This is a genomic window from Aminobacter sp. Y103A, assembly GCF_030294925.1.
Lineage (GTDB): Bacteria > Pseudomonadota > Alphaproteobacteria > Rhizobiales > Rhizobiaceae > Aminobacter > Aminobacter ciceronei.
Map to the genome: position 1 here is coordinate 655,608 of NZ_AP017986.1, position 19,837 is coordinate 675,444.

The following is a 19,837-nucleotide window of genomic DNA, read 5'->3' on the forward strand; positions in this document are numbered from 1 at the left end:
CAGAACTCCGGCACGCCAGACTGCAAAAAGACAGATGCCAGACGATATCAGGGACAAGGAATCCAGGCCTTCGCCGGACGCGCTGCTTGAGACAGCCGAGCGTGAAGAACGCGGCCGTCTGAAGATCTTCCTCGGTGCCGCCCCCGGCGTTGGCAAGACTTACGAGATGCTGATGTCGGGCCGCGCCCGCCTTGCCGACGGCATTGACGTTGTCATCGGCGTCGTCGAGACCCACGGCCGCCGCGAAACCCAGGCACTGGTCGAAGGCTTCGAGGTCGTCCCGCGCAAGGCAGTCGACTACAAGGGGCGTACCCTCGAAGAGATGGACCTCGATGCCATCATCGCGCGCCGGCCGGCGCTCGCACTTGTCGATGAACTCGCCCACACCAATGCGCCCGGCAGCCGCCATCCCAAGCGTTATCTCGACGTCCAGGAGCTGTTGAGCCAGGGCATCGATGTCTACACCACGCTCAACATCCAGCATGTCGAGAGCCTTAACGACATCGTCGCCCAGATCACCCGCGTCACCGTGCGCGAGACGGTACCTGACTCCATCATCGATCGCGCTGACGATGTCGAGATCATCGATCTCACGCCCGACGACCTGATCAAGCGCCTGCACGAGGGCAAGGTCTATGTACCGTCCACGGCGCGCCGCGCCATCGAGAACTATTTTTCGCCCGGCAACCTGACCGCTCTGCGCGAACTGGCACTGCGCCGCACCGCCCAGCGCGTCGACGAGCAGTTGCTGACCCACATGCAGGCCAACGCCATTGAGGGGCCGTGGGCAGCCGGCGATCGCGTGCTGGTTGCCGTTGACGAGCATCCGCGCGGCGCCTCGCTGGTTCGTTATGCGCGCCGCCAGGCCGACCGCCTGCGTTGCCCATGGGCGGCACTCCATGTCGAGACGTCGCGCTCGGCCAATCTGCCCGACGCCGACAAGGACCGGCTCGCCGCGACGATGCGCCTTGCCGAGCAGCTTGGCGGCGAGGCGATCACCATTCCCGGCCAGTCGGTAGCTGCAGACATCGTCCGCCATGCCGCCACCCACAACTTCACCCACATCGTCGTCGGCAAGCCGGCTAAGTCGCGCTGGCGCGAGTATTTCGAGGGCTCGGTAACCCACGACCTGATCCGCTATGCTGGCAACATAAGCGTTCACGTTACGTCTGGCGTCGAGCCGGACGCGGCACTTGCTTCGCAGAGCGTGAAGACGGCCACTCCACGGCGGCGCTTCGACCCATGGCCTTACCTCACGGCGGGACTGCACGTTGTCGGCGCGCTTGTCGTCGGCATTGCGCTGCGGCAATTCCTCGACGTTCGCAACATCGCACTGGTCTTCCTGATGGCCGTGCTGAGCTCGGCGGTCACGCTCGGCCTTTGGCCGGCATTGTTTGCCTCGGTGCTCAGCGCGTTCGCCTATAACTTCTTCTTTTTGCCGCCGCTCTACACGCTGACCATCGCCGATCCTGAAAGCGTGGTCGCGCTGGTGTTCTTCCTCATCGTCGCGGTCATCGCCTCCAACCTGACCGGCCGTGTCCAGCGCCAGGCCGCCGCCGCCCGCGAGCGCGCCCGGATGACCGAGGACCTCTATCTCTTCTCCAAGAAGCTCGCCGGCACCGGCACGCTCGACGACGTGCTCTGGGCCACCGCCTTCCAGATTGCGTCGATGCTCAAGGTCCGCGTCGTGCTGCTGCTGCCCGAGGAGGGCACCATCGCCGTCAAGGCCGGCTATCCGCCCGACGACACGCTCGTCGACGCCGACATCGCCGCTGCCAGATGGGCCTGGGAACACAACCGTGCCGCCGGCCGTGGCGCCGACACCTTGCCCGGCGCCAAGCGCCTCTATCTGCCGCTGCGCACCGGTCGCATGGCTGTCGGCGTCGTCGGTCTCGACAACGATCGCCAGGGCCCGCTTTTGACTCCCGAACAGCAGCGCCTGTTCGATGCGCTGGCCGACCAGGCGGCGGTTGCCATCGAGCGCATCCAGCTCGTCGCCGATGTTGACCGCGCCAGGCTTGCCGTCGAGGCTGACAGGCTGCGTTCGGCGCTGCTCACCTCGATCTCGCACGACCTCAAAACCCCGCTCGCCAGTATCATGGGCGCGGCCGGTGCGCTGCGCGAGTTTGGTGTGTCTTTGCCCGAGGAGGGCAGGGCGGAGCTCGTCTCGACGGTGCTCGACGAATCCGAACGCCTCAACCGCTTCATCGCCAATCTGCTCGACATGACCAAGATCGAGTCGGGCGCGATGGAGCCCAATTCGGCGCTGCATTATGTCGGTGATATCGTCGGCTCCGCACTTCGCCGCGCGGCCAAGATCACCGTGCAGCACAAGACCGAACTCGACATGCCGGCCGATCTGCCGATGCTGAAGCTCGATCCGGTGCTGTTCGAGCAGGTGCTGTTCAACCTGCTCGACAATGCCGCGAAATATGCGCCCGAAGGCTCGACGATCCGCATCCGCGGCTGGGCCGACGGTGCGACGGTTGCGATCCAGCTCATGGACGAGGGGCCCGGAATTCCGCAGGCTGATCTGGAGCGCGTTTTCGATACGTTCTATCGCGTCCGCAAGGGCGACCATGTCCGCGCCGGCACCGGCCTTGGCCTGTCGATCTGTCGTGGTTTCGTCGAGGCGATGGGCGGCACAATCATAGCCTCCAACCGCGCCGACCGGCCCGGCGCGGTCTTCACCGTCACCATGCCGGTGCCGGCCGAGCGACAAAATATCACCGGGCCTGCCCTGGGCGGATCAAATCTGGACGGAATTGCATGACCAACGCGTCGGTGAAGATCCTGATCGTCGATGACGAGCCGCCGATCCGCAAGCTGCTGCGGGTCGGGCTTTCGACGCAGGGCTATGCCATCTCCGAAGCACCGGCCGCCAAGCCGGCGATGCTCATGGTCAGGGCCGAGAAGCCGGATCTCATCCTGCTCGATCTCGGCCTGCCCGACATGGGCGGGCACGATCTGCTCGCTGCCTGGCGGCGCGAGGGCCTTCACGTGCCTGTGATCATCCTGTCCAGCCGCACCGACGAGGCCGGTATCGTCAAGGCGCTCGAACTGGGTGCCGACGACTACGTGACCAAGCCATTCGGCATGAACGAACTTGCCGCCCGCATCCGCAACGCCCTTCGCCATAGGCTGCAGCAGCAGGGTGAAAAGCCGGTGTTCCAGACAGGCGAGCTGTCGGTCGACCTGGTCAAGCGCATCGTCAGGCTTGGCAGCCAGGAGGTGAAGCTGTCGCCCAAGGAATACGACATCCTGCGCGTTCTGGTGCAGCACGCCGGAAAGGTGCTCACCCACCGTTTCTTGCTCGAGCATATCTGGGGCGGCTCGGCCGACGTGCAATATCTCCGCGTCTATGTCCGCCAGCTCCGCCAGAAGATCGAAAAGACCCCCGACGAGCCGCAATACATCACCACAGAAACCGGCGTCGGCTACAGACTGCGCGAACCTGATTGACCGCAGACGTTGGGTTTCGCCTCGAGGGTTGCTTGAACGCGCCCGCGTCTTGAAGCAAGGGCAGGACCTAAGCCGCCCTTGCCACGCCCCTGCGGCCGCCCAGCAGGCGGTCGATGCTGACGAGCGTGACGGCGATGATCAGGAAGGCCGCGGTCAGCAATACGATGCTGGCCGTAAGCTGCGTGAGGTTAAGCGCTTCCGGGTTGAGGAACCAATAGGCGTACCAGCCATCGGCGGCACCCCTGGCAAAGGCATAGCCGCAATAGGCCAGCGGCGGCACCACCGCCCATAGCGCATCCCGCCATTTGAGCCCGCCATGATCCCAGACGAGCCAGATCAGGAAAAACAGTACCGGTGTTACGTCATGCAGCGCATGGTCGGCAACGGCCTGCCAGCCGGTCGGCTGCCAGATCGCCCTGAGCAACACCGAATAGACAAGCCCGCCGAACACGATCGCCGCCGCCGTCACCAGCCGTGAGCGCGCCCCGGCGAACCGCCCGCCCGGATCAAGCACCAGCGCCGTCGCCACCACCGCCGCCATCAAGTTCATGATGATCGTGAAGAAGCCGAAGAACCGCCAAACCGCAGCAAGGATCGACCCGCCGTCATTGACGGCCTGGGTAATCAGCAGCGTGAGCTGCAGGGCGAGGGCGGCCCAGGCAGCGAGAGCCGTGACGAAGGCGAGGCCGCGGCGGAGGGGCAATGGAGCTTTCCTGCAAGGCTGATTTCCGCCGCCAAGCTACATCAACGCGCCATCAGCGCAATGTACCGGAAACGGTTCCGGCCATCGCAGCATCTCCCTGCCAACGAAAATCGCCCCCTCCGCTCAATGAAGGGGGCGAAACATCAAACTCAGAAAACGCCGCGATCAGACGTCCAGATTGGCCACGCTGAGGGCGTTCTCCTGAATGAAGTCGCGGCGCGGCTCGACCTCGTCGCCCATCAGGCGGGCAAACAGCGCGTCGGCATCGGTGGCGTCATTGACCTTGACCTGCAGCAGCGAGCGCACGTTCGGGTCGAGTGTCGTCTCCCACAGCTGCTCGGCGTTCATTTCGCCCAGGCCCTTGTAGCGCTGCATGGTCAGGCCCTTGCGGCCCGAGGCGAAGACGGCGGTCAGCAGCGCCAGCGGCCCTGCCAGGGTCTCCGAATTGTCCTTGCGGCGCAGCACCGGCGGCTGCGAATAAAGCTCGGTAAGGCGTGCAGCATAACGGTCAAGCGCGCGCGCGTCGGCCGAGTTGATCAGCGCCATGTCGAGGTGGATGCTTTCCTTGACGCTGCGCAGCGTGCGTTCGAAGACATAGCCGCCCGAACCGTCATTGCTGGTCGCGATCTCGCCCGTCCAGCCGCGCTCGATGTCTTCCGAGATCAGGTCGAGGCGCTGGGCGATTGTTTCGGCCATTGCCTTGGCGCGGCCGAGATCGTTGAAGATGTCGGGGTTGAGCGCGCCGGCGATCGCCGCCTGCTCGACCACCGGCCTGGAATAACGCGTATGCAGGCCGTCGATCAGCGTGCGCACGCCAAGCGCGTCGGCCACGGCCGTACGCAGATCCTGACCGGTCCGCACCTCGCCCGATGCAAGCGTCAGCGACGCCTCGTCGAGACCGACATCGACAAGGTAATCCTCAAAGGCGCTTTCGTCCTTCAGATACTGCGAGCTCTTGCCGCGCGTCACCTTGTAGAGCGGCGGCTGGGCGATATAGAGGTGGCCGCGCTCGATCAGCTCCGGCATCTGGCGGAAGAAGAACGTCAGCAAAAGCGTACGGATATGGGCGCCGTCGACGTCGGCGTCGGTCATGATGATGATCTTGTGGTAGCGCAGCTTGTCGGCGTTGAACTCGTCCTTGCCGATCGAGGTGCCGAGCGCGGTGATCAGCGTGCCGATCATGTCAGATGACAGCATACGGTCGAAGCGCGCACGCTCGACGTTCAGGATCTTGCCGCGCAGCGGCAGGATCGCCTGGTTCTGGCGCGAGCGGCCGCTCTTGGCGGAGCCGCCTGCCGAGTCACCCTCGACGATGAAGATTTCGGACTTGGCTGGATCGCGCTCCTGGCAGTCGGCCAGCTTGCCGGGCAGCGAGGTGATGTCGAGCACGCCCTTGCGGCGGGTCAGCTCCCGCGCCTTGCGCGCTGCTTCGCGCGCCGCAGCGGCCTCAACCACCTTGGCGATCAGCGTCTTGGCTTCGGTCGGGTGCTCCTCGAGCCAGGTGCCGAGTGCTTCGTTGACCAGGCTCTCCACCACCGGACGAACCTCGGAGGACACCAGCTTGTCCTTGGTCTGCGACGAAAACTTCGGATCGGGAACCTTGACCGAAAGCACCGCCGTCAGGCCCTCGCGGGTGTCGTCTGCGGTGATCGAGACCTTTTCCTTCTTCGAAATGCCCGAGGTTTCGGCATAGCCGGTCACCTGGCGCGTCAGGGCACCGCGGAAGCCGGCAAGGTGTGTGCCGCCGTCGCGCTGCGGGATGTTGTTGGTGAAGGCCAGCACGTTCTCGTGGTAGCTGTCGTTCCACCACATCGCCACTTCGACCGTGATGCCGTCGCGCTCGGCACGGATGGCGATCGGTGCCGCGATCAGCGGCTTCTTGGCGCGGTCGAGATACTTCACGAATTCGATCAGGCCGCCGTCATAGAGCAGCTCCTGCACCTTCACGTCGGCATGGCGCTTGTCGGACAAGACGATGCGCACGCCCGAATTCAGGAAGGCCAGCTCGCGCAGGCGATGCTCCAGCGTGCTGTAGTCGAAATCCACCATGGTGAAGGTGTCGGACGAGGGCAGGAAGGTCACTTCCGTGCCGGTCTCGTCGCCGGCCTGTCCCACCACCTTCAGCGGCGCCACGGCATTGCCGTGGCTGAAGGTCATCTCGTGGATTTCGCCCTTGCGGCGGATTCTGAGCTTCAGCCACACCGACAATGCGTTGACGACGGACACGCCGACGCCGTGCAGGCCGCCCGACACCTTGTAGGAGTTCTGGTCGAACTTACCGCCAGCATGCAGCTGCGTCATGATCACCTCGGCGGCGGAAACGCCTTCCGAAGGGTGGATATCGGTCGGAATGCCGCGGCCGTTGTCGGTCACGGTCACCGATCCATCGGGATTGAGTGACACCGTCACCAGCGTGGCATGGCCTGCCAGCGCCTCGTCGATCGCGTTGTCGACGACCTCATAGACCATGTGGTGCAGGCCCGAGCCGTCGTCAGTGTCGCCGATATACATGCCAGGGCGCTTGCGGACGGCATCCAACCCCTTCAAAACCTTGATGGAATCTGCGCCGTACTCGGCTTCTGCGCCGGGAAGGTTCTCGGACTGGTCGCTCATGAAAAACTTTCGTCTGACTGCCGCAGGAGGACGCGGCAAAATCGGCCCCGAATCGCACGCCCGTTGGTGCCCCAGATATAGGCGTTAAGTGTGGTTTTTCCAAGTTTTACCGGGCTTTTGCGAGGGGATAACGCCATGCCGCGTGGCCTTGCGGCGCCTCGTCCTCCGGCTTGATGGTTCGGCCCATCTGCGCTGCCTGCAGCGCGTCCCGAAAACGAGTACAGGCCGTAGTTTACGTGAGCCAAATGCCGACACACTGCCACCGGAAGCCGATCGACGGCGGCATGTTGGCGATGCAGCCGTGGACGCCGCCGATTGTTGGCAAACTGGCGAAACTATGTGATTTCTCGTCCGTTCATGTAGGCGGAGTTTGGAACAAACGCCGCGCTGGTGCATTCAGGCTCATCAATAATGTTGTCCCACTTCCGTCTGACACGGTAGGGCCCATTTTTTGCCGGCCTACACTTTTCACAACAGATTTCAGCCGAGAAAATTCTCATCCATGCCGACCACAAGACCATTGAAGGCCGACGACAAGGTTTCCAATCCGATCGTTTCAGGTGAGCTGGCCGGGCTCATCGAGGCCTTGGACTGGACGTCTACGCCGATCGGCCCGATCGGTTCCTGGCCGGCAGTCGTGCGCATGACGATCCGCATCATGCTGGCATCGGCAATGCCGATGTGCCTGCTCATCGGCCGCAAGGGCGTGATGATCTACAACGACGCCTATCGCGACATCGCGGGCGCGAGGCATCCGGCCTGCCTCGGCACTTCAGTCTTTGACAGCTGGCCCGAGGTCGCGCAGTTCAACCGTACCGTCATCGACCGCATCTTCGAGGGTGAAACGCTGACCTACGAGGATCAGGAACTTGTGCTGTGGCGCAATGGTGCCGCCGAACGCGTCTGGCTCGAGCTCGACTACAGTCCTTTGCTCGACGACGACGGCGAGGCGGTTGGTGCATTTGCGATCCTGGCTGAAACCACCAAGCGCGTACGTGCCGAAAAGGCACTCGCCCGCAGCGAGGAGCGCCTGTCGCTGGCGCTCGAGGCGTCGGGCATCGTCGGTGCCTGGGAACTCGATCTGACCAGCCGGATCGTCACAGCCGACGCGCGTTTCGCCGAGATGTTCGGCGTCGGCCTCGCCGAAGCCGAACAGGGCATTTCGGCTGAAGGCTTCTTCAGGCGCATCCATCCCGCCGACCGGGACTTCGTCGCGCGCAAGACCGATGAGGCAATCGCCAATCGCGGCGGATTTCGGGCCGAGTATCGCCTCGTCGACGACGATGGCGGTATCCGTTGGGTGCTTGCCACCGGCAAGTTTTTCGAAACCGTCGGCGGCAATCCGCGTCTGCCGGGCGTCGTCATCGACATCACCGAGCGCAAGGCGGTCGAGGCGGCGCTGGCGGCAAGCGAAGCCGGCTTCCGCACGCTTGCCGACACCATGCCGCAGATGGTTTGGTCGACCAGGCCCGACGGTTTCCATGATTATTACAATGCGCGCTGGTACGAATTCACCGGCATGCCGCTCGGTTCGACGGATGGCGAGGCATGGGCAGGTATGTTCCATCCCGACGACCAGGACCGCGCCTGGGAGTTGTGGCGCCATTCGCTCGCCACCGGCGAGCCCTACCAGATCGAGTACCGGCTGCGTCATGCCAATGGCGAATACCGCTGGACACTGGGTCGGGCGCTGGCCATCCGCAACGAGGCCGGCGAGATCATCCGCTGGTTTGGCACCTGTACCGACATCCATGAAACCAAGCAGGTTGCCGAGGAGCGCGAGATCATCGCGCACGAACTCAGCCACCGCATCAAGAACATCTTTTCGGTTCTCAACGGCATCATCAGCCTGTCGGCGCGGTCCCATCCTGACATCAAGCCCTTGGCCGACCAACTCAGGCAGCGCATCAGCGCGATGGGCAAGGCGCATGATTTTGTCCGGCCGCACAGCCGGGCATCGCGGCCGCAGAACAACCAGTCTTCGCTGCGCGCCCTGGTCGAGCTTCTGCTCGCTCCGCATGTCGGCGACGATTCCGGCCGCTTTACCTTCCACGGTGACGACGCCACCATCGACGACGGCGCGGCCACTCCGCTTGCGTTGCTGTTTCATGAGCTTGCCACCAATGCGGCGAAATATGGCGCCTTGGCGGAGGCCGATGGCCGCGTGGTCATCGACGCTGTTCTGAGCGGCGACAAGTATCGCATGGTCTGGAAGGAAACGGGTGGCGCGCCAGTTTCGGGTCCGCCCGCCGACGAAGGTTTCGGTAGCCGCCTGATCACACTCAGCGTCCAGGGCCAGCTTGGCGGCACGCTGCAGCGGCGCTGGAAGGCGGATGGGCTCGAAGTGGAACTGACGATGCCGGCAGCACAGCTCAGCCGTTCGGCAACGTTGCGGCGCTAGAGCGACGACAAAGGGCGCAACGGCTTCGGCCGGAGCGCCCCTGATGATGTTGAGACGTCGCGTTTTCGTCAGGCGGTTACGCCAAGTCCGTCCTCGCGGTCATTGCAATTATCCGCTCCAAACAGCTTCAGCCGCGTTGGCGGTTCGGCGGCAAGGCGGTGTCGGCGCGCCACTGCATATCGTACCGCTTCAGACAATTCTTCGTCCATCACCGGCTTGGGAAGTACGCCGATCGTGCCGGGAACGCCGTCGCCCAGTTGCGAAGGGTTGGCGGTGATGAACAGCACCGTCACGCCGAACTGTTCGGCAAGAATCTTGCCCAGTGAAGGGCCGGTAGGACCATCCCGCAAATTGAGGTCAACAAGCGCTATTTCGGCATGCCGCGCCAAGTCGAGGGCACTCGCCGAGTCCATGGCGATGCCGATCGGGTGGTGTCCTAGCTCTTCGAGCATGCTCTCAATTTCGGTGGCAACGAAGATCTCGTCTTCAACCACCATCACCTTGCAGTTCATCATGTCACTCTACACGCGTATTCCCTGTTGATTGGTTGCATGGGCCAAACGTCACCGTCAGCGATAGGTTGCATGCCAGGGGGGTGAATTTCCGCAAAGACAATGTTCGTCGCCTCAATTGTGGTCCTGAGGCAACGACGTGGTCAACCGACACGGAGCGGCTTCAGCGCTTCGCTCCAGCGGAACAGTTCGTTGAGCATCGTCTTGGCGCTGTCGTCGATCAGCGCGTTCGACTTGAACTCGCCATCCTCGGCGAGGTGCTGGGTGAAAGCGGGGATGGCGATCGCCTCGGGGATCGGCATGATCTTCAGCGTCGTCAAAAGCATCTTTTCCGACTGCACGGCGCGCAGGCCGGCAGAGACGCCGCCATAGCTCAGGAAACCGGCCGGCTTGTAGTTCCACTCGCGCGCCAGATAGTTGACGGCGTTCACCAGCGCAGGCGCGGCGAAGAAATTGTACTCCGGCGTCACGAACACGAAGGCGTCGCCGGCCTTGATCGCCTCGGACCACTTCTTCGTATGCTCGTTCTCGTACTGACCGAGCCTTGGGTGTCTGGGCTCGTCGAAGATCGGCAGGCCGAAGGCCTCGATGTCGGTGATGACGGGTTCGAATTTGCCATGCTCGCGCGCATAGGCATCGAGCCAGCGGGCGAAAACGGGTCCGACGCGGCCGGGGCGGGTGCTGGCCACGACGATATTGAGCTGGTGTTTCAAGATTTCAGTCCTTGGCAGGTAAGGGGCGGTATCAAAAGGTGACTGGCGGGAAATAGTCGCTTGGACCCCGCCATGGCAAGAAGGCACCTCGAGGTAACCCGGTCACATCTCGGTCATCGTCCCGTTCCGCCGCATGGACGTGCCCACTCTCCATGCCTACATTCCACGGATGAGGCACATTTGATGGACACAAGACCCGAACCCTTCGTCCCGCCCGCGCCGACGCCGCGCAACACGCCGCCGTCGACGCTGGAGATGATGCGCATCGTCTATCGCAATCCGCTCGAGCTGTGGGGCGAGCCGTCCTACAACGAGCCCTGGATCTCGGTGAACGGCGTCGGCGGTCCGCTGGTCATCGCCAACGATCCCGGGCTCATCCGTCACGTGCTGGTCGACAACGCCAGAAACTACAAGATGGCGACCGTGCGCCAGATGATCCTGCGACCGATCCTGCGCGATGGTCTGCTTACCGCCGAGGGCGACGTCTGGAAGCGTTCCCGCAAGGCTATGGCCCCGGTCTTTACCCCGCGCCACATTTTTGGTTTCGCCCAGCCGATGCTCGCCCGCACCCTCGACTTCGTCAAACGTTACGAGGACGCCTCAGGCACCGTCGATGTTGCCCACGACATGACCATGCTGACCTACGAGATTCTGGCCGAGACGCTGTTTTCGGGCGAGATCGCGGGCGAGGCCGGCAGCTTCGCCCACGAGATCGACCGGCTGTTCGAGACCATGGGTCGCGTCGACCCGCTCGACCTGTTGCGCGCGCCCGAATGGCTGCCGCGCCTCACCCGCATCCGCGGGCGCAAGACCATGGCCTATTTCCGCAAGATCGTCACCGACACGGTGGCGATGCGCAGCGACAAGCTGGTGCGTGACGCAGCCGGCGCGCCCGAGGATTTCCTGACCCTGCTCTTGCGTGCCGAAGGCCCCGATGGCCTGTCGCGCCAGGAGATCGAAGACAACATCATCACCTTCATCGGTGCCGGCCACGAGACCACGGCCCGCGCGCTCGGTTGGACCATCTACTGCCTCGCCGAGGCGACCTGGGAGCGCGACCGCATCGAGCAGGAAATCGACGCAGTGCTGGCGCGCGAGCCCGATCCTGTGAGATGGCTCGACGCCATGCCGCTCACCCGCGCCGCTTTCGAAGAGGCCTTGCGCCTCTACCCGCCGGCGCCGTCGATCAACCGCGAGCCGATCGCCGAGGACGAATACAAGGGCTTCAAGATCCCGCGCAAGGCGCAAGTGCTGGTCATGCCCTGGACGGTCCACCGCCACCGCAAGCTCTGGGACAAGCCGGACGCGTTTCTGCCTGAGCGTTTCCATCCCGAAAACCGCGACAGGATCGACCGCTACCAGTATTTGCCCTTCGGCGCCGGTCCGCGTGTCTGCATCGGTATGAGTTTCGCCATGCAGGAAGCCATCATCGCGCTCGCCATCCTGCTCTCCCGCTTCCGCTTCGACACAACTGACGAAACCAGGCCCTGGCCGGTGCAGAAGCTGACCACCCAGCCGCAAGGCGGCCTGCCGATGCGGGTGACGCGGCGGTGACAGCATCTTTCTCCCCGTTTGAGGAGGGGCGGCGCGACGCTCGGCAGAGCCATGTCAGTGTCGCTCGACGCCGCCTTCCCACAAAGAGAGGACGGGGAATCCGGGAGCACCACATGGAGGCTGACATGAACGACAGCGCCGTCCTCGTCCGCATATCAGGCCGCGTCCAGGGCGTCAGTTTCCGCATCTGGACGCAGCGCGAGGCCCGTCGCCTCGGCCTGAACGGCTGGGTCCGCAATGAGCGAGACGGCTCCGTCAGCGCCTTGATCTCGGGTCCTGAAGAGGCAGTAACCTCGATGCTGGATGCGTTTTGGCAAGGGCCGCCCGGCTGTGAAGTCCGCAGCGTGGTTCAGGAAACGGCCAGTCCTGCCGACGCTTCCGCCGGCTTCAACATCACCGCTTGACCAACGCAACCGCGCCGACTGGCGCTTCCTCTCCCCCTGTCGAGGGGGAAAGTGGTACGCACAGCGGGTGGTGCTTAGGGGCGGCTGTTCAGCGTACTGCTCGCCAACATCACGCCTTCACGAAAGGCTCGACAGTGCCCTTGAGCTTGATGGTGATCGGCTCGCCGAAGCGGTCCTTGGACTTGCCGGCCGGCACACGGATCCAGCCTTCGCTGACGCAATACTCGCTGACGTCCTGGCGCTCTTTGCCGTTGAACATGATGCCGACGCCAGCCTCCAGCGCCTCTGCGTTGAAAAAGGGACTGCGCGGGTCGTTGCTCAGGCGGTCGGGCAGGGACATTGCCATCTCCAGTAACTAGGGCGCCCCCTGGGCGCGAACCTCGATTGCCCGCATCGCGAGCTTTGCGAGGCCTGTTAAGGGCAATGGCGGCAGGCGTAAAGAGCCAACGGCTGCTCGAAGCTCAGTTCCGCCCCTGGAAGGCGTTCTCGACATGCACCGGCCAACGACGCGGCAGCACCGCCACCATGTCGAAACGCACCGAAAGCTTGCCATAGTCGGGCTGTCGCGCGAGCCACAAATCGGCAGCGCCCTCGATGCGCCGTTCTGACCCATAGGCGACGGCCTCCATCGCCTCGACCAGCGTTCTACGCGCCTTCACCTCGACGATCAGCACCAGGTCGCCGCGCCGCGCGATCAAGTCGATCTCGCCGAGCTTGGTCTTGTAGCGGCGAGCGACGATCCGATAGCCCTTGAGCATCAGCGCAAGCGCGGCCAGCCATTCGCCGCGATGGCCGCGGCCCAGTGCCTTCTGCCGGGTGCGCCGGTCAGTCACCGGATCCTTCCCGGAGCTCCAGCAATCGGCGATAAAGCGCCGGTTTCTGCTGGCCGGTCATGCGCGCGGCTTCCGCTGCCGCCTTCGACGCCGGCATCTCCTTGGCCAGCGACAGCAGGAGCTTGTCGACGTCGTCGGCCGTCTCGGTCCGTTCCGCGGGTGGCGCAACACAGATGACGATCTCGCCCTTCGGCGTGTCGGCCGCAGCATAGTGCGCGGCGAGTTCGGCCAGCGTGCCGGTGCGGATTTCCTCGAAGGCCTTGGTCAGTTCGCGCCCGATCGCTGCCTGGCGCGCCCCCAACACATCGGCCATGGCTTCGAGGGTGTCGGCCACCCGTCGTGGCGATTCAAAAAAGATCAGCGTGCCGGGCACGGTCCTTACCTCTTCGAGCCGCGTCCGCTTCTGGCCGTCCTTGACCGGAAGGAAGCCGCCAAAGAAGAACGCATCCGAAGGTAGTCCCGAGGCGGTCAGTGCCGCCAGCACAGCCGAGGCGCCGGGGATCGGCACGACGCGAATGCCGCGCTCCTGTGCTTGCCCGACAAGGCGAAAACCCGGATCGGAAACCAGCGGCGTTCCCGCGTCCGATACAAGTGCTACGCTGCGACCGTTTTCCAGTGCCTCGATCAGCCGCGGCCCGGCTTCGCCGGCATTGTGCTCGTGATAGGCGGTCGGCCGCTGGCGGATGCCGTAGCGGTCGAGCAATACGCGGGTAACACGCGTGTCCTCGCAGGCGACATGGTCGGCGCCGGCCAGGGTCTCCAGCGCGCGCAGGGTGATGTCGCCGAGATTGCCGATCGGCGTCGCCACCAGATAGAGCGCAGGCGTCAGCGGCCGCGCCGCGATCTCGGTCTGTCCGATGACATAGACCCGCTTGTTTTCGTTGTTCTGCACGCCGCCTCGCTTTCACCTTCTCCTTGGCATGGTCCGGTCCGGCTTGCAAAAGGATGTGATCGATTCTGCCATGGCTTTGCCACAGTGCGGGAAGCAAATCGCCGCCGCGGATCGGAACAGAGCGATTCGTGAACAGAGGCAATCGTACCGGCCATGCCCCATCGTTTCGACGCCTTCATCTCCCGCCTCGACGCCGCCACCAAGGCGGCTCCACCCTCACGCCTTGTAGGCGACCAGCACCGCACCCGCCGCGATCAGCGCGACGCCGAGCCAGTTCGCCGTGCCAAGTCGCTCGCCAAGGAAAATGACGCTAAACACCGCGACAAGAACGACGCTTAGCTTGTCGATCGGCGCCACCTGCGCCGCGTTTCCGAGCTTCAGCGCGCGGAAGTAGCACAGCCACGACGCCCCCGTGGCCAGCCCGGAAAGCACGAGGAACAGATAGGTCTTGCTCGAAATCTCGCCGAGCGGCTGGAACTGCCCGGTGGCGGCAATGATCGCGCCGAGCACCAGAAGGATCACCACAGTCCTGATCAGCGTCGCGAAGTCGGAATTGATGTTCTCGATGCCGACCTTGGCGAATATCGCCGTCAGCGCCGCGAAAGTGGCTGAGAGAATGGCCCAGAACTGCCAGGAATCTAGGGCTGAATTCATGTTGGCTCCGTTGTTCTGATCTCTTGGCTGCTGGATCGTTGCTTGCCCATGCTGTACCGGACGCCTGAAAATTTCGAAATCGGGCTGATACCATGGCGACGCACAAGACCTATTCCATCTCCGATCTTCGCGACAGGCCGGATTTCGCTGATGACGTCGCCGACCGCATCTGGAACGCCTGGTGGCGTCAGGACGGCCATGAACGCGCCTTTGTCAGGGGCCTCGTCGACGAGAATTTTGCCTCGACCGGCCTGCCGCAGGCGTTCGTCGCCCATGATGGCGACACCTTTCTCGGCACCGCTCACCTGATCGACAACGATCTCGAATCGCGGCCGCAATATTCGCCCTGGGTGGCCGCCGTCTGGGTCGACGAAACCGCCAGGAGGTCCGGCATCGGCGCGGCTCTTGTCCAGGCCGGGGCGGACGCGGCGTTCGGGCAGGGTTTCGACACCGCCTATCTCTGCGCCAGACCTGCCGTCTCCGCCTTCTACGAGCGCCTCAGCTGGCAGCGCATCGAGGAAGATGTCGAGGGGCTCAACGTTTTTTCGATGAAGCGTGGTGCCTGATCGGCCTTAGCGCAGGTGCCCCGGCACCCGCTCTTCCAGCAGCGTCACCAGTGCCGGGTCCATGAAAGCGTAGTCGTCGGGAATATCGAGGCAGACGACGCGCGCCTTCAGCGACCTGCGGAATTTCTTCTGCAGCTTGGTGCGGTGGGCCTTTTCCATCACGAAGATGATGTCGGCCCACACCACCAGTTCCGCTGTCAGCGGGTTCTCGGCATCGTGGTTTGTGCCAGCCGAGTCGACTTCTATGTCGCGCCGGGCGGCAAACACCTGCTCGGCCGTCGGGCTGCGCAACCTGTTCTGGCTGCAGACGAAGAGCACGTTCTTCATCGCAGTCCCCGCCTACCGCGCCAGGTCGGCCACGACGGCGTCCAGCACGATCATGCCCTCAGGCGTCGCGCGCAAGCGCGAATTGCCGATCGGCGCCACCAGCCCTTCGCCCTGCAGGATCGACAACCGTGCCGAAGACAACGACTTGCCGGATAACTGCTCGTAGCGGGCGAGGTCGATGCCCTCGACCAGCCTGAGACCCATCAGCAGGAACTCGTCGGCCTCTTCCGAGCGTGTCAGCGTCTCGCCGCCGACCACGCCATGGCCACGTCGCTCGACCAGTTCGACCCAGCGTTCCGGCAGCTTCTCGGCGATGGTGACGATGCGCGTGCCGTCCTCCAGGAAGCGGCCATGGGCACCGGGGCCGACGCCGACATATTCGCCGTAGCGCCAGTAGGTCAGATTGTGCCGGCTCTCGGCGCCCGGTTTGGCGTGGTTGGAGATTTCATAGGCCGGCAGGCCATGCGCCGCCGTTACGTCCTGGGTGATGGCGTAGAGCTCCGCCGCGTGCTCGCCGTCGGGGATCTCGAACTTGCCGGCATTGTAGAGCTGGAAGAAGCGCGTGCCTTCTTCGATTGTCAGCTGGTACAGCGACAGATGGTCGACGGCATAACCGATCGCCTGCTTCAGCTCCGCCGCCCAGGCATCCGGCTTCTGGCCGGGTCGGGCATAGATCAGGTCGAAGGACAGGCGCGGAAAAATCTCGCGTGCCAGTCCGATCGCATGCAGCGCCTCCTCGACATTGTGCAGCCGCCCGAGGAAGCGCAAATCCTGGTCGTTCAGCGCCTGAACGCCAAGCGAGACCCGGTTGACCCCGGCCGCGCGATAGCCGCGGAAGCGCTCGGCTTCCACCGACGACGGGTTCGCCTCGATCGTGATTTCGGCACTATCTGCGATCGTCCAGTTGGCAGCGATCGCCTCCAGCACGGCGCCGACCGTCTCGGGCCGCATCAGCGACGGCGTACCGCCGCCGAGAAACACGCTCGTCACCTCGCGCGGCCCGGTGCGGGCGCGCATGTTTGCCAATTCCGTCGAAAAGGCGCGGGCAAAGCGCTCCTGGTCCACCGGCTGGTGGCGGACATGGCTGTTGAAGTCGCAATAAGGGCATTTGGCCGCGCAGAACGGCCAGTGCACATAGACGCCGAAGCCGGGGTCGCGGCTGAGCGACGCAAATGCCATCAGGCCGAACCGAGCATGGCACGGGCGAACTTCTGGAAGGCGCGGGCCCGGTGCGACAGTGCGTCGGCCTGGCCCGGCTTCCAGCCGTGCTTTTCGTCGGCGCTCATCTCGCCGAAGGTCTTGTCGAAGCCCTTGGGCAGGAATACCGGGTCGTAGCCAAAGCCTTTTTCGCCGCGCGGCGGCCAGACGAGATTGCCCTCGGCTTCGCCACGGAAATACTCGGCGTGTCCGTCCGGCCATGCCAGGCAGATGACGGCAACGAAGCGGCCGGTGCGCTGCGCGACGGCCTTGGCACCGCGCTCCTGCAGGGCGTCCTCGGTGCGCTGCATTGCCATGGCAAAGTCGCGCGTGCCATCAGGCTTTTCGGCCCAGTTGGCGGTATAGACACCGGGTGCGCCGTCGAGCGCGTCGACCACCAGCCCTGAATCGTCAGACATGGCTGGCAGGCCGGTCGCGGTCGCCGCGGCCAGCGCCTTGATGTAGGCGTTTTCCTCGAAGGTCGTGCCAGTCTCGTCGGGTTCGGGCAGGCCGTATTCCTTGGCCGACTTGGCCCCGATGCCGAACGGCGCCATCAGGTCGGCGAATTCGCGCAGTTTGCCGGCATTGTGGCTGGCGATCACGATCTCATTGTCGGCAAGCTTGCGCATCAAAGGCCCCATAGTTTCGGCTCGGCGATCTCAAGCGAATTGCCACTGGGATCGCGGAAATAGATGGAACGGCCGCCATTGGGCCATTCGAAATCGGCTTCGATGGCTATACCCTCGCCTTCGAGCCGCGTCTTCCAGTCCTCGACTTCTTCGGCCGTGCCGGCAAAGCACAGATGCCCCGGGCCTGACGTACCATGCGGCGGCACCGGCAGCCTGGCATCGGGCTTCGGTGGCTGCCGCGTCGCCTCGGCGTAAAAGAGCAGAAGCACGCCCTGGCCGCAGCGGAAGAACACATGCCGCCCCGGCACCTTGGCGATCCGCTCCAGCCCCATCACCTCGCCGTAGAAGTTTTCTGCGGCATCGAGGTCGGTGACATAGAGCGCGGATTCGAGGATCGCCGAGGGCTGCATGGCGAGAGCCTCAGCCCACCGCCATCTTCTGCAGGTCGACCAGACGCGCAATGCCCTTGCGGGCGAGGCCCATCAGCTGCAGGAACTCTTCCTCCGAGAACGGCGTACCTTCGGCGGTGCCCTGGATCTCGACGATGCCGCCCTTGCCGGTCATGACGAAATTGGCGTCGGTGCCGGCCGAGGAATCCTCGAGATAGTCGAGGTCGATGACCGGCTGCCCATCATGGATACCGCAGGAGATCGCCGCGACATGGTCCTTCAGCACCTTGTCGATGCTGACCATCTGGCGCGCTTCCATCCAGCGCAGGCAATCGTACAGCGCGATCCACGCGCCGGTGATCGAGGCCGTGCGGGTGCCGCCATCGGCCTGGATGACGTCGCAGTCGACGGTGATCTGGCGCTCGCCGAGCGCCTGCATGTCTACCACGGCCCGCAGCGAGCGGCCGATCAGGCGCTGGATTTCCAGCGTGCGGCCGCCCTGCTTGCCGGAAGAGGCTTCGCGGCGCATGCGTTCGCCGGTCGAGCGCGGCAGCATGCCGTACTCGGCCGTCACCCAGCCCTTGCCGGTGTTGCGCATCCAGCCCGGCACCTTCTCTTCAAGGCTCGCCGTGCACAGCACATGGGTGTCGCCGAACTTGACCAGGCACGAGCCTTCGGCGTGCTTGGAGATGTTGCGCTCGAAGGAGATGGCGCGCATTTCGTCGAACTGGCGTTTGGAGGGGCGCATACGGCTACTTTCTATGGCGAAATCGGAAATTGTTGCCGGCTTGTAGCCCCATGGCCGGACCAGCGCAAAGGAAAACCGGTTCCGTGGCTGGAGCTGTTGTGTTCGCGGCCATGCGGTCTATATCATTTTGGACGGAGACCATGAAGCAGATGACCAAAGCGGTACCCGATCCCACGCTGCAATCGCTCGATATGCGGTCGCGTGACATCTTCCGGCGCATCGTCGATTCCTATCTCAGGGATGGCGAGCCCGTGGGCTCGCGTAACCTGTCACGCATGCTGCCGTCGTCGCTGTCGCCGGCGACCGTCCGCAACGTGATGAGCGATCTCGAGCAGCTCGGCCTCGTCTACGCGCCGCACATCTCCGCCGGCCGCCTGCCGACGCAAAAGGGGCTCAGGTTCTTCGTCGACGCCTTCATGGAGCTTGGCGATCTGCCTGACGACGAACGCCGGACGATCGAGGCGCAGGTCAAGGCTTCGGGCGAGGGCGCCACGCTGGAGCATATGCTGACCGAGGCGAGCCAGATGCTGTCGGGCATGTCGCGCGGCGCAGGCCTCGTCCTCGCCGCCAAGAACGAGGTCGCGCTCAAGCACATCGAGTTCATCCAACTCGAACCGACCAAGGCGCTCGCCGTGCTGGTGTCGCAGAATGGCGATGTCGAGAACCGTGTCGTCGAGCTGCCGCTCGGCGTCACCGTTTCGCAACTGCACGAAGCGTCGAACTTCCTGAATGCCCATATTCGAGGCCGTACCCTTGCCGAGGCCCGGCTGGAGATCGCCCGTATCAAGGACGAGACCAAGGCAGCCCTCGACACGCTGTCGCAGGACCTCGTCGAAAAGGGTCTCGCCGTCTGGGCCGGCGCCGAGAGCGGCCTGCCGGCGCGCCTGATCGTGCGCGGCCGCGCCAATCTGCTCGAAAACGTCACCGCCCAGGCCGACATCGAACTGCTCAAGCACCTGTTCGAGGACATGGAAACCCAGGACGGGCTGATCCAGTTGCTCGACCTCGCCGAGGAAGGCTCGGGCGTGCGCATCTTCATCGGCTCGGAAAACCGGCTGTTTTCGCTGTCCGGCTCGTCGCTGGTCGTCGCGCCCTATCGCGACAAGGACGCTCGCGTGGTCGGCGCGCTCGGCGTCATCGGACCGACCCGGCTCAATTATGCCCGCATCGTGCCGATGGTCGACTATACGGCGCAGCTGATTTCGCGCATGCTGAGGTGAGCTGAAACTGCGGAGAACCG

20 protein-coding genes are annotated in these 19,837 nt (G+C 64.2%); 7 read left to right on the forward strand and 13 right to left on the reverse strand.

Features of this window, described 5'->3' with window-relative positions:
* The first annotated feature begins 34 nt into the window (after positions 1–34).
* Both Amn_RS03135 and Amn_RS03140 read left to right on the forward strand, forming a co-directional pair.
* Positions 35–2,773: a DUF4118 domain-containing protein gene (locus tag Amn_RS03135; RefSeq protein WP_286294533.1), complete on the forward strand. Its 2,739-nt coding sequence runs from the start codon at positions 35–37 to the stop codon at positions 2,771–2,773.
* A complete protein-coding gene (locus Amn_RS03140) occupies positions 2,770–3,462 on the forward strand; it encodes a response regulator transcription factor (protein WP_067954596.1) in 693 nt (230 codons plus the stop codon). The genes Amn_RS03135 and Amn_RS03140 overlap by 4 nt, the downstream gene beginning before the upstream one ends.
* A gap of 67 nt (positions 3,463–3,529) precedes the next feature.
* Here Amn_RS03140 and Amn_RS03145 read toward each other — a convergent pair whose 3' ends face one another.
* Complete coding sequence (locus tag Amn_RS03145; RefSeq protein WP_286294536.1) at positions 3,530–4,165, reverse strand: Pr6Pr family membrane protein; 636 nt, start codon at positions 4,163–4,165, stop codon at positions 3,530–3,532.
* 165 nt (positions 4,166–4,330) lie between these two features.
* On the reverse strand, positions 4,331–6,778 hold the full coding sequence (gyrB, locus tag Amn_RS03150) for a DNA topoisomerase (ATP-hydrolyzing) subunit B (protein WP_182573546.1): 2,448 nt from the start codon (positions 6,776–6,778) through the stop codon (positions 4,331–4,333).
* Between the two features lie 502 nt (positions 6,779–7,280).
* On the opposite strand from gyrB, the gene Amn_RS03155 reads away from it, so the two are divergent.
* Positions 7,281–9,179, forward strand: coding sequence for a PAS domain-containing HWE histidine kinase family protein (locus tag Amn_RS03155; protein WP_182573545.1), 1,899 nt, complete (start codon positions 7,281–7,283; stop codon positions 9,177–9,179).
* 68 nt (positions 9,180–9,247) lie between these two features.
* Here the strand turns inward: Amn_RS03155 and Amn_RS03160 are convergent, their stop codons facing one another.
* The gene (locus Amn_RS03160; protein ID WP_067954587.1) at positions 9,248–9,694 is read right to left on the reverse strand and encodes a response regulator; all 447 of its coding nucleotides are present in this window, start codon (positions 9,692–9,694) and stop codon (positions 9,248–9,250) included.
* A gap of 140 nt (positions 9,695–9,834) precedes the next feature.
* A complete protein-coding gene (locus tag Amn_RS03165) occupies positions 9,835–10,404 on the reverse strand; it encodes an NADPH-dependent FMN reductase (protein ID WP_067954586.1) in 570 nt (189 codons plus the stop codon).
* Positions 10,405–10,587: 183 nt separating this feature from the next.
* On the opposite strand from Amn_RS03165, the gene Amn_RS03170 reads away from it, so the two are divergent.
* Positions 10,588–11,958, forward strand: a complete 1,371-nt coding sequence (locus Amn_RS03170; RefSeq protein ID WP_182573544.1) for a cytochrome P450 — start codon at positions 10,588–10,590, stop codon at positions 11,956–11,958.
* A 125-nt stretch (positions 11,959–12,083) separates the two neighbouring features.
* On the forward strand, positions 12,084–12,362 hold the full coding sequence (locus Amn_RS03175) for an acylphosphatase (RefSeq protein ID WP_246340567.1): 279 nt from the start codon (positions 12,084–12,086) through the stop codon (positions 12,360–12,362).
* A 109-nt stretch (positions 12,363–12,471) separates the two neighbouring features.
* Here the strand turns inward: Amn_RS03175 and Amn_RS03180 are convergent, their stop codons facing one another.
* The 4 genes from Amn_RS03180 to Amn_RS03195 form a co-directional block, all read right to left on the reverse strand.
* Positions 12,472–12,702: a DUF3297 family protein gene (locus Amn_RS03180; RefSeq protein WP_067954580.1), complete on the reverse strand. Its 231-nt coding sequence runs from the start codon at positions 12,700–12,702 to the stop codon at positions 12,472–12,474.
* A 121-nt stretch (positions 12,703–12,823) separates the two neighbouring features.
* Entirely contained in the window at positions 12,824–13,195 is a 372-nt protein-coding gene (locus Amn_RS03185) for a YraN family protein (RefSeq protein ID WP_067954578.1), read from the reverse strand.
* A complete protein-coding gene (gene rsmI, locus Amn_RS03190) occupies positions 13,188–14,087 on the reverse strand; it encodes a 16S rRNA (cytidine(1402)-2'-O)-methyltransferase (protein WP_182573542.1) in 900 nt (299 codons plus the stop codon). The genes Amn_RS03185 and rsmI overlap by 8 nt, the downstream gene beginning before the upstream one ends.
* Before the next feature lie 216 nt (positions 14,088–14,303).
* Positions 14,304–14,741, reverse strand: coding sequence for an EamA family transporter (locus Amn_RS03195; protein ID WP_286294538.1), 438 nt, complete (start codon positions 14,739–14,741; stop codon positions 14,304–14,306).
* A gap of 92 nt (positions 14,742–14,833) precedes the next feature.
* Between Amn_RS03195 and Amn_RS03200 the strand changes: the two genes are divergently transcribed.
* Positions 14,834–15,307 carry a GNAT family N-acetyltransferase gene (locus tag Amn_RS03200; RefSeq protein ID WP_286294539.1) on the forward strand — a complete coding sequence of 158 codons (474 nt, stop codon included), beginning with the start codon at positions 14,834–14,836 and terminating at the stop codon, positions 15,305–15,307.
* A gap of 6 nt (positions 15,308–15,313) precedes the next feature.
* Here the strand turns inward: Amn_RS03200 and Amn_RS03205 are convergent, their stop codons facing one another.
* From Amn_RS03205 to rph, 5 genes are read right to left on the reverse strand one after another with little or no spacing between them, the layout of a single operon-like run.
* On the reverse strand, positions 15,314–15,634 hold the full coding sequence (locus tag Amn_RS03205; protein ID WP_192318761.1) for a low molecular weight protein tyrosine phosphatase family protein: 321 nt from the start codon (positions 15,632–15,634) through the stop codon (positions 15,314–15,316).
* A gap of 12 nt (positions 15,635–15,646) precedes the next feature.
* A complete protein-coding gene (hemW, locus tag Amn_RS03210) occupies positions 15,647–16,813 on the reverse strand; it encodes a radical SAM family heme chaperone HemW (protein ID WP_067954568.1) in 1,167 nt (388 codons plus the stop codon).
* On the reverse strand, positions 16,813–17,460 hold the full coding sequence (rdgB, locus tag Amn_RS03215; RefSeq protein WP_067954566.1) for an RdgB/HAM1 family non-canonical purine NTP pyrophosphatase: 648 nt from the start codon (positions 17,458–17,460) through the stop codon (positions 16,813–16,815). The genes hemW and rdgB overlap by 1 nt, the downstream gene beginning before the upstream one ends.
* Entirely contained in the window at positions 17,460–17,870 is a 411-nt protein-coding gene (locus tag Amn_RS03220; RefSeq protein WP_067954565.1) for a VOC family protein, read from the reverse strand. Before Amn_RS03220 ends, rdgB begins: the two co-directional genes overlap by 1 nt.
* Positions 17,871–17,880: 10 nt before the next feature.
* Positions 17,881–18,597 (reverse strand): ribonuclease PH, encoded by a 717-nt coding sequence (rph, locus tag Amn_RS03225; RefSeq protein ID WP_067954563.1) that lies wholly within the window; start codon positions 18,595–18,597, stop codon positions 17,881–17,883.
* Positions 18,598–18,746: 149 nt separating this feature from the next.
* Here rph and hrcA point away from each other — a divergent pair, with 149 nt between their 5' ends.
* The gene (gene hrcA, locus Amn_RS03230) at positions 18,747–19,817 is read left to right on the forward strand and encodes a heat-inducible transcriptional repressor HrcA (protein WP_067965763.1); all 1,071 of its coding nucleotides are present in this window, start codon (positions 18,747–18,749) and stop codon (positions 19,815–19,817) included.
* Positions 19,818–19,837: the final 20 nt, after the last annotated feature.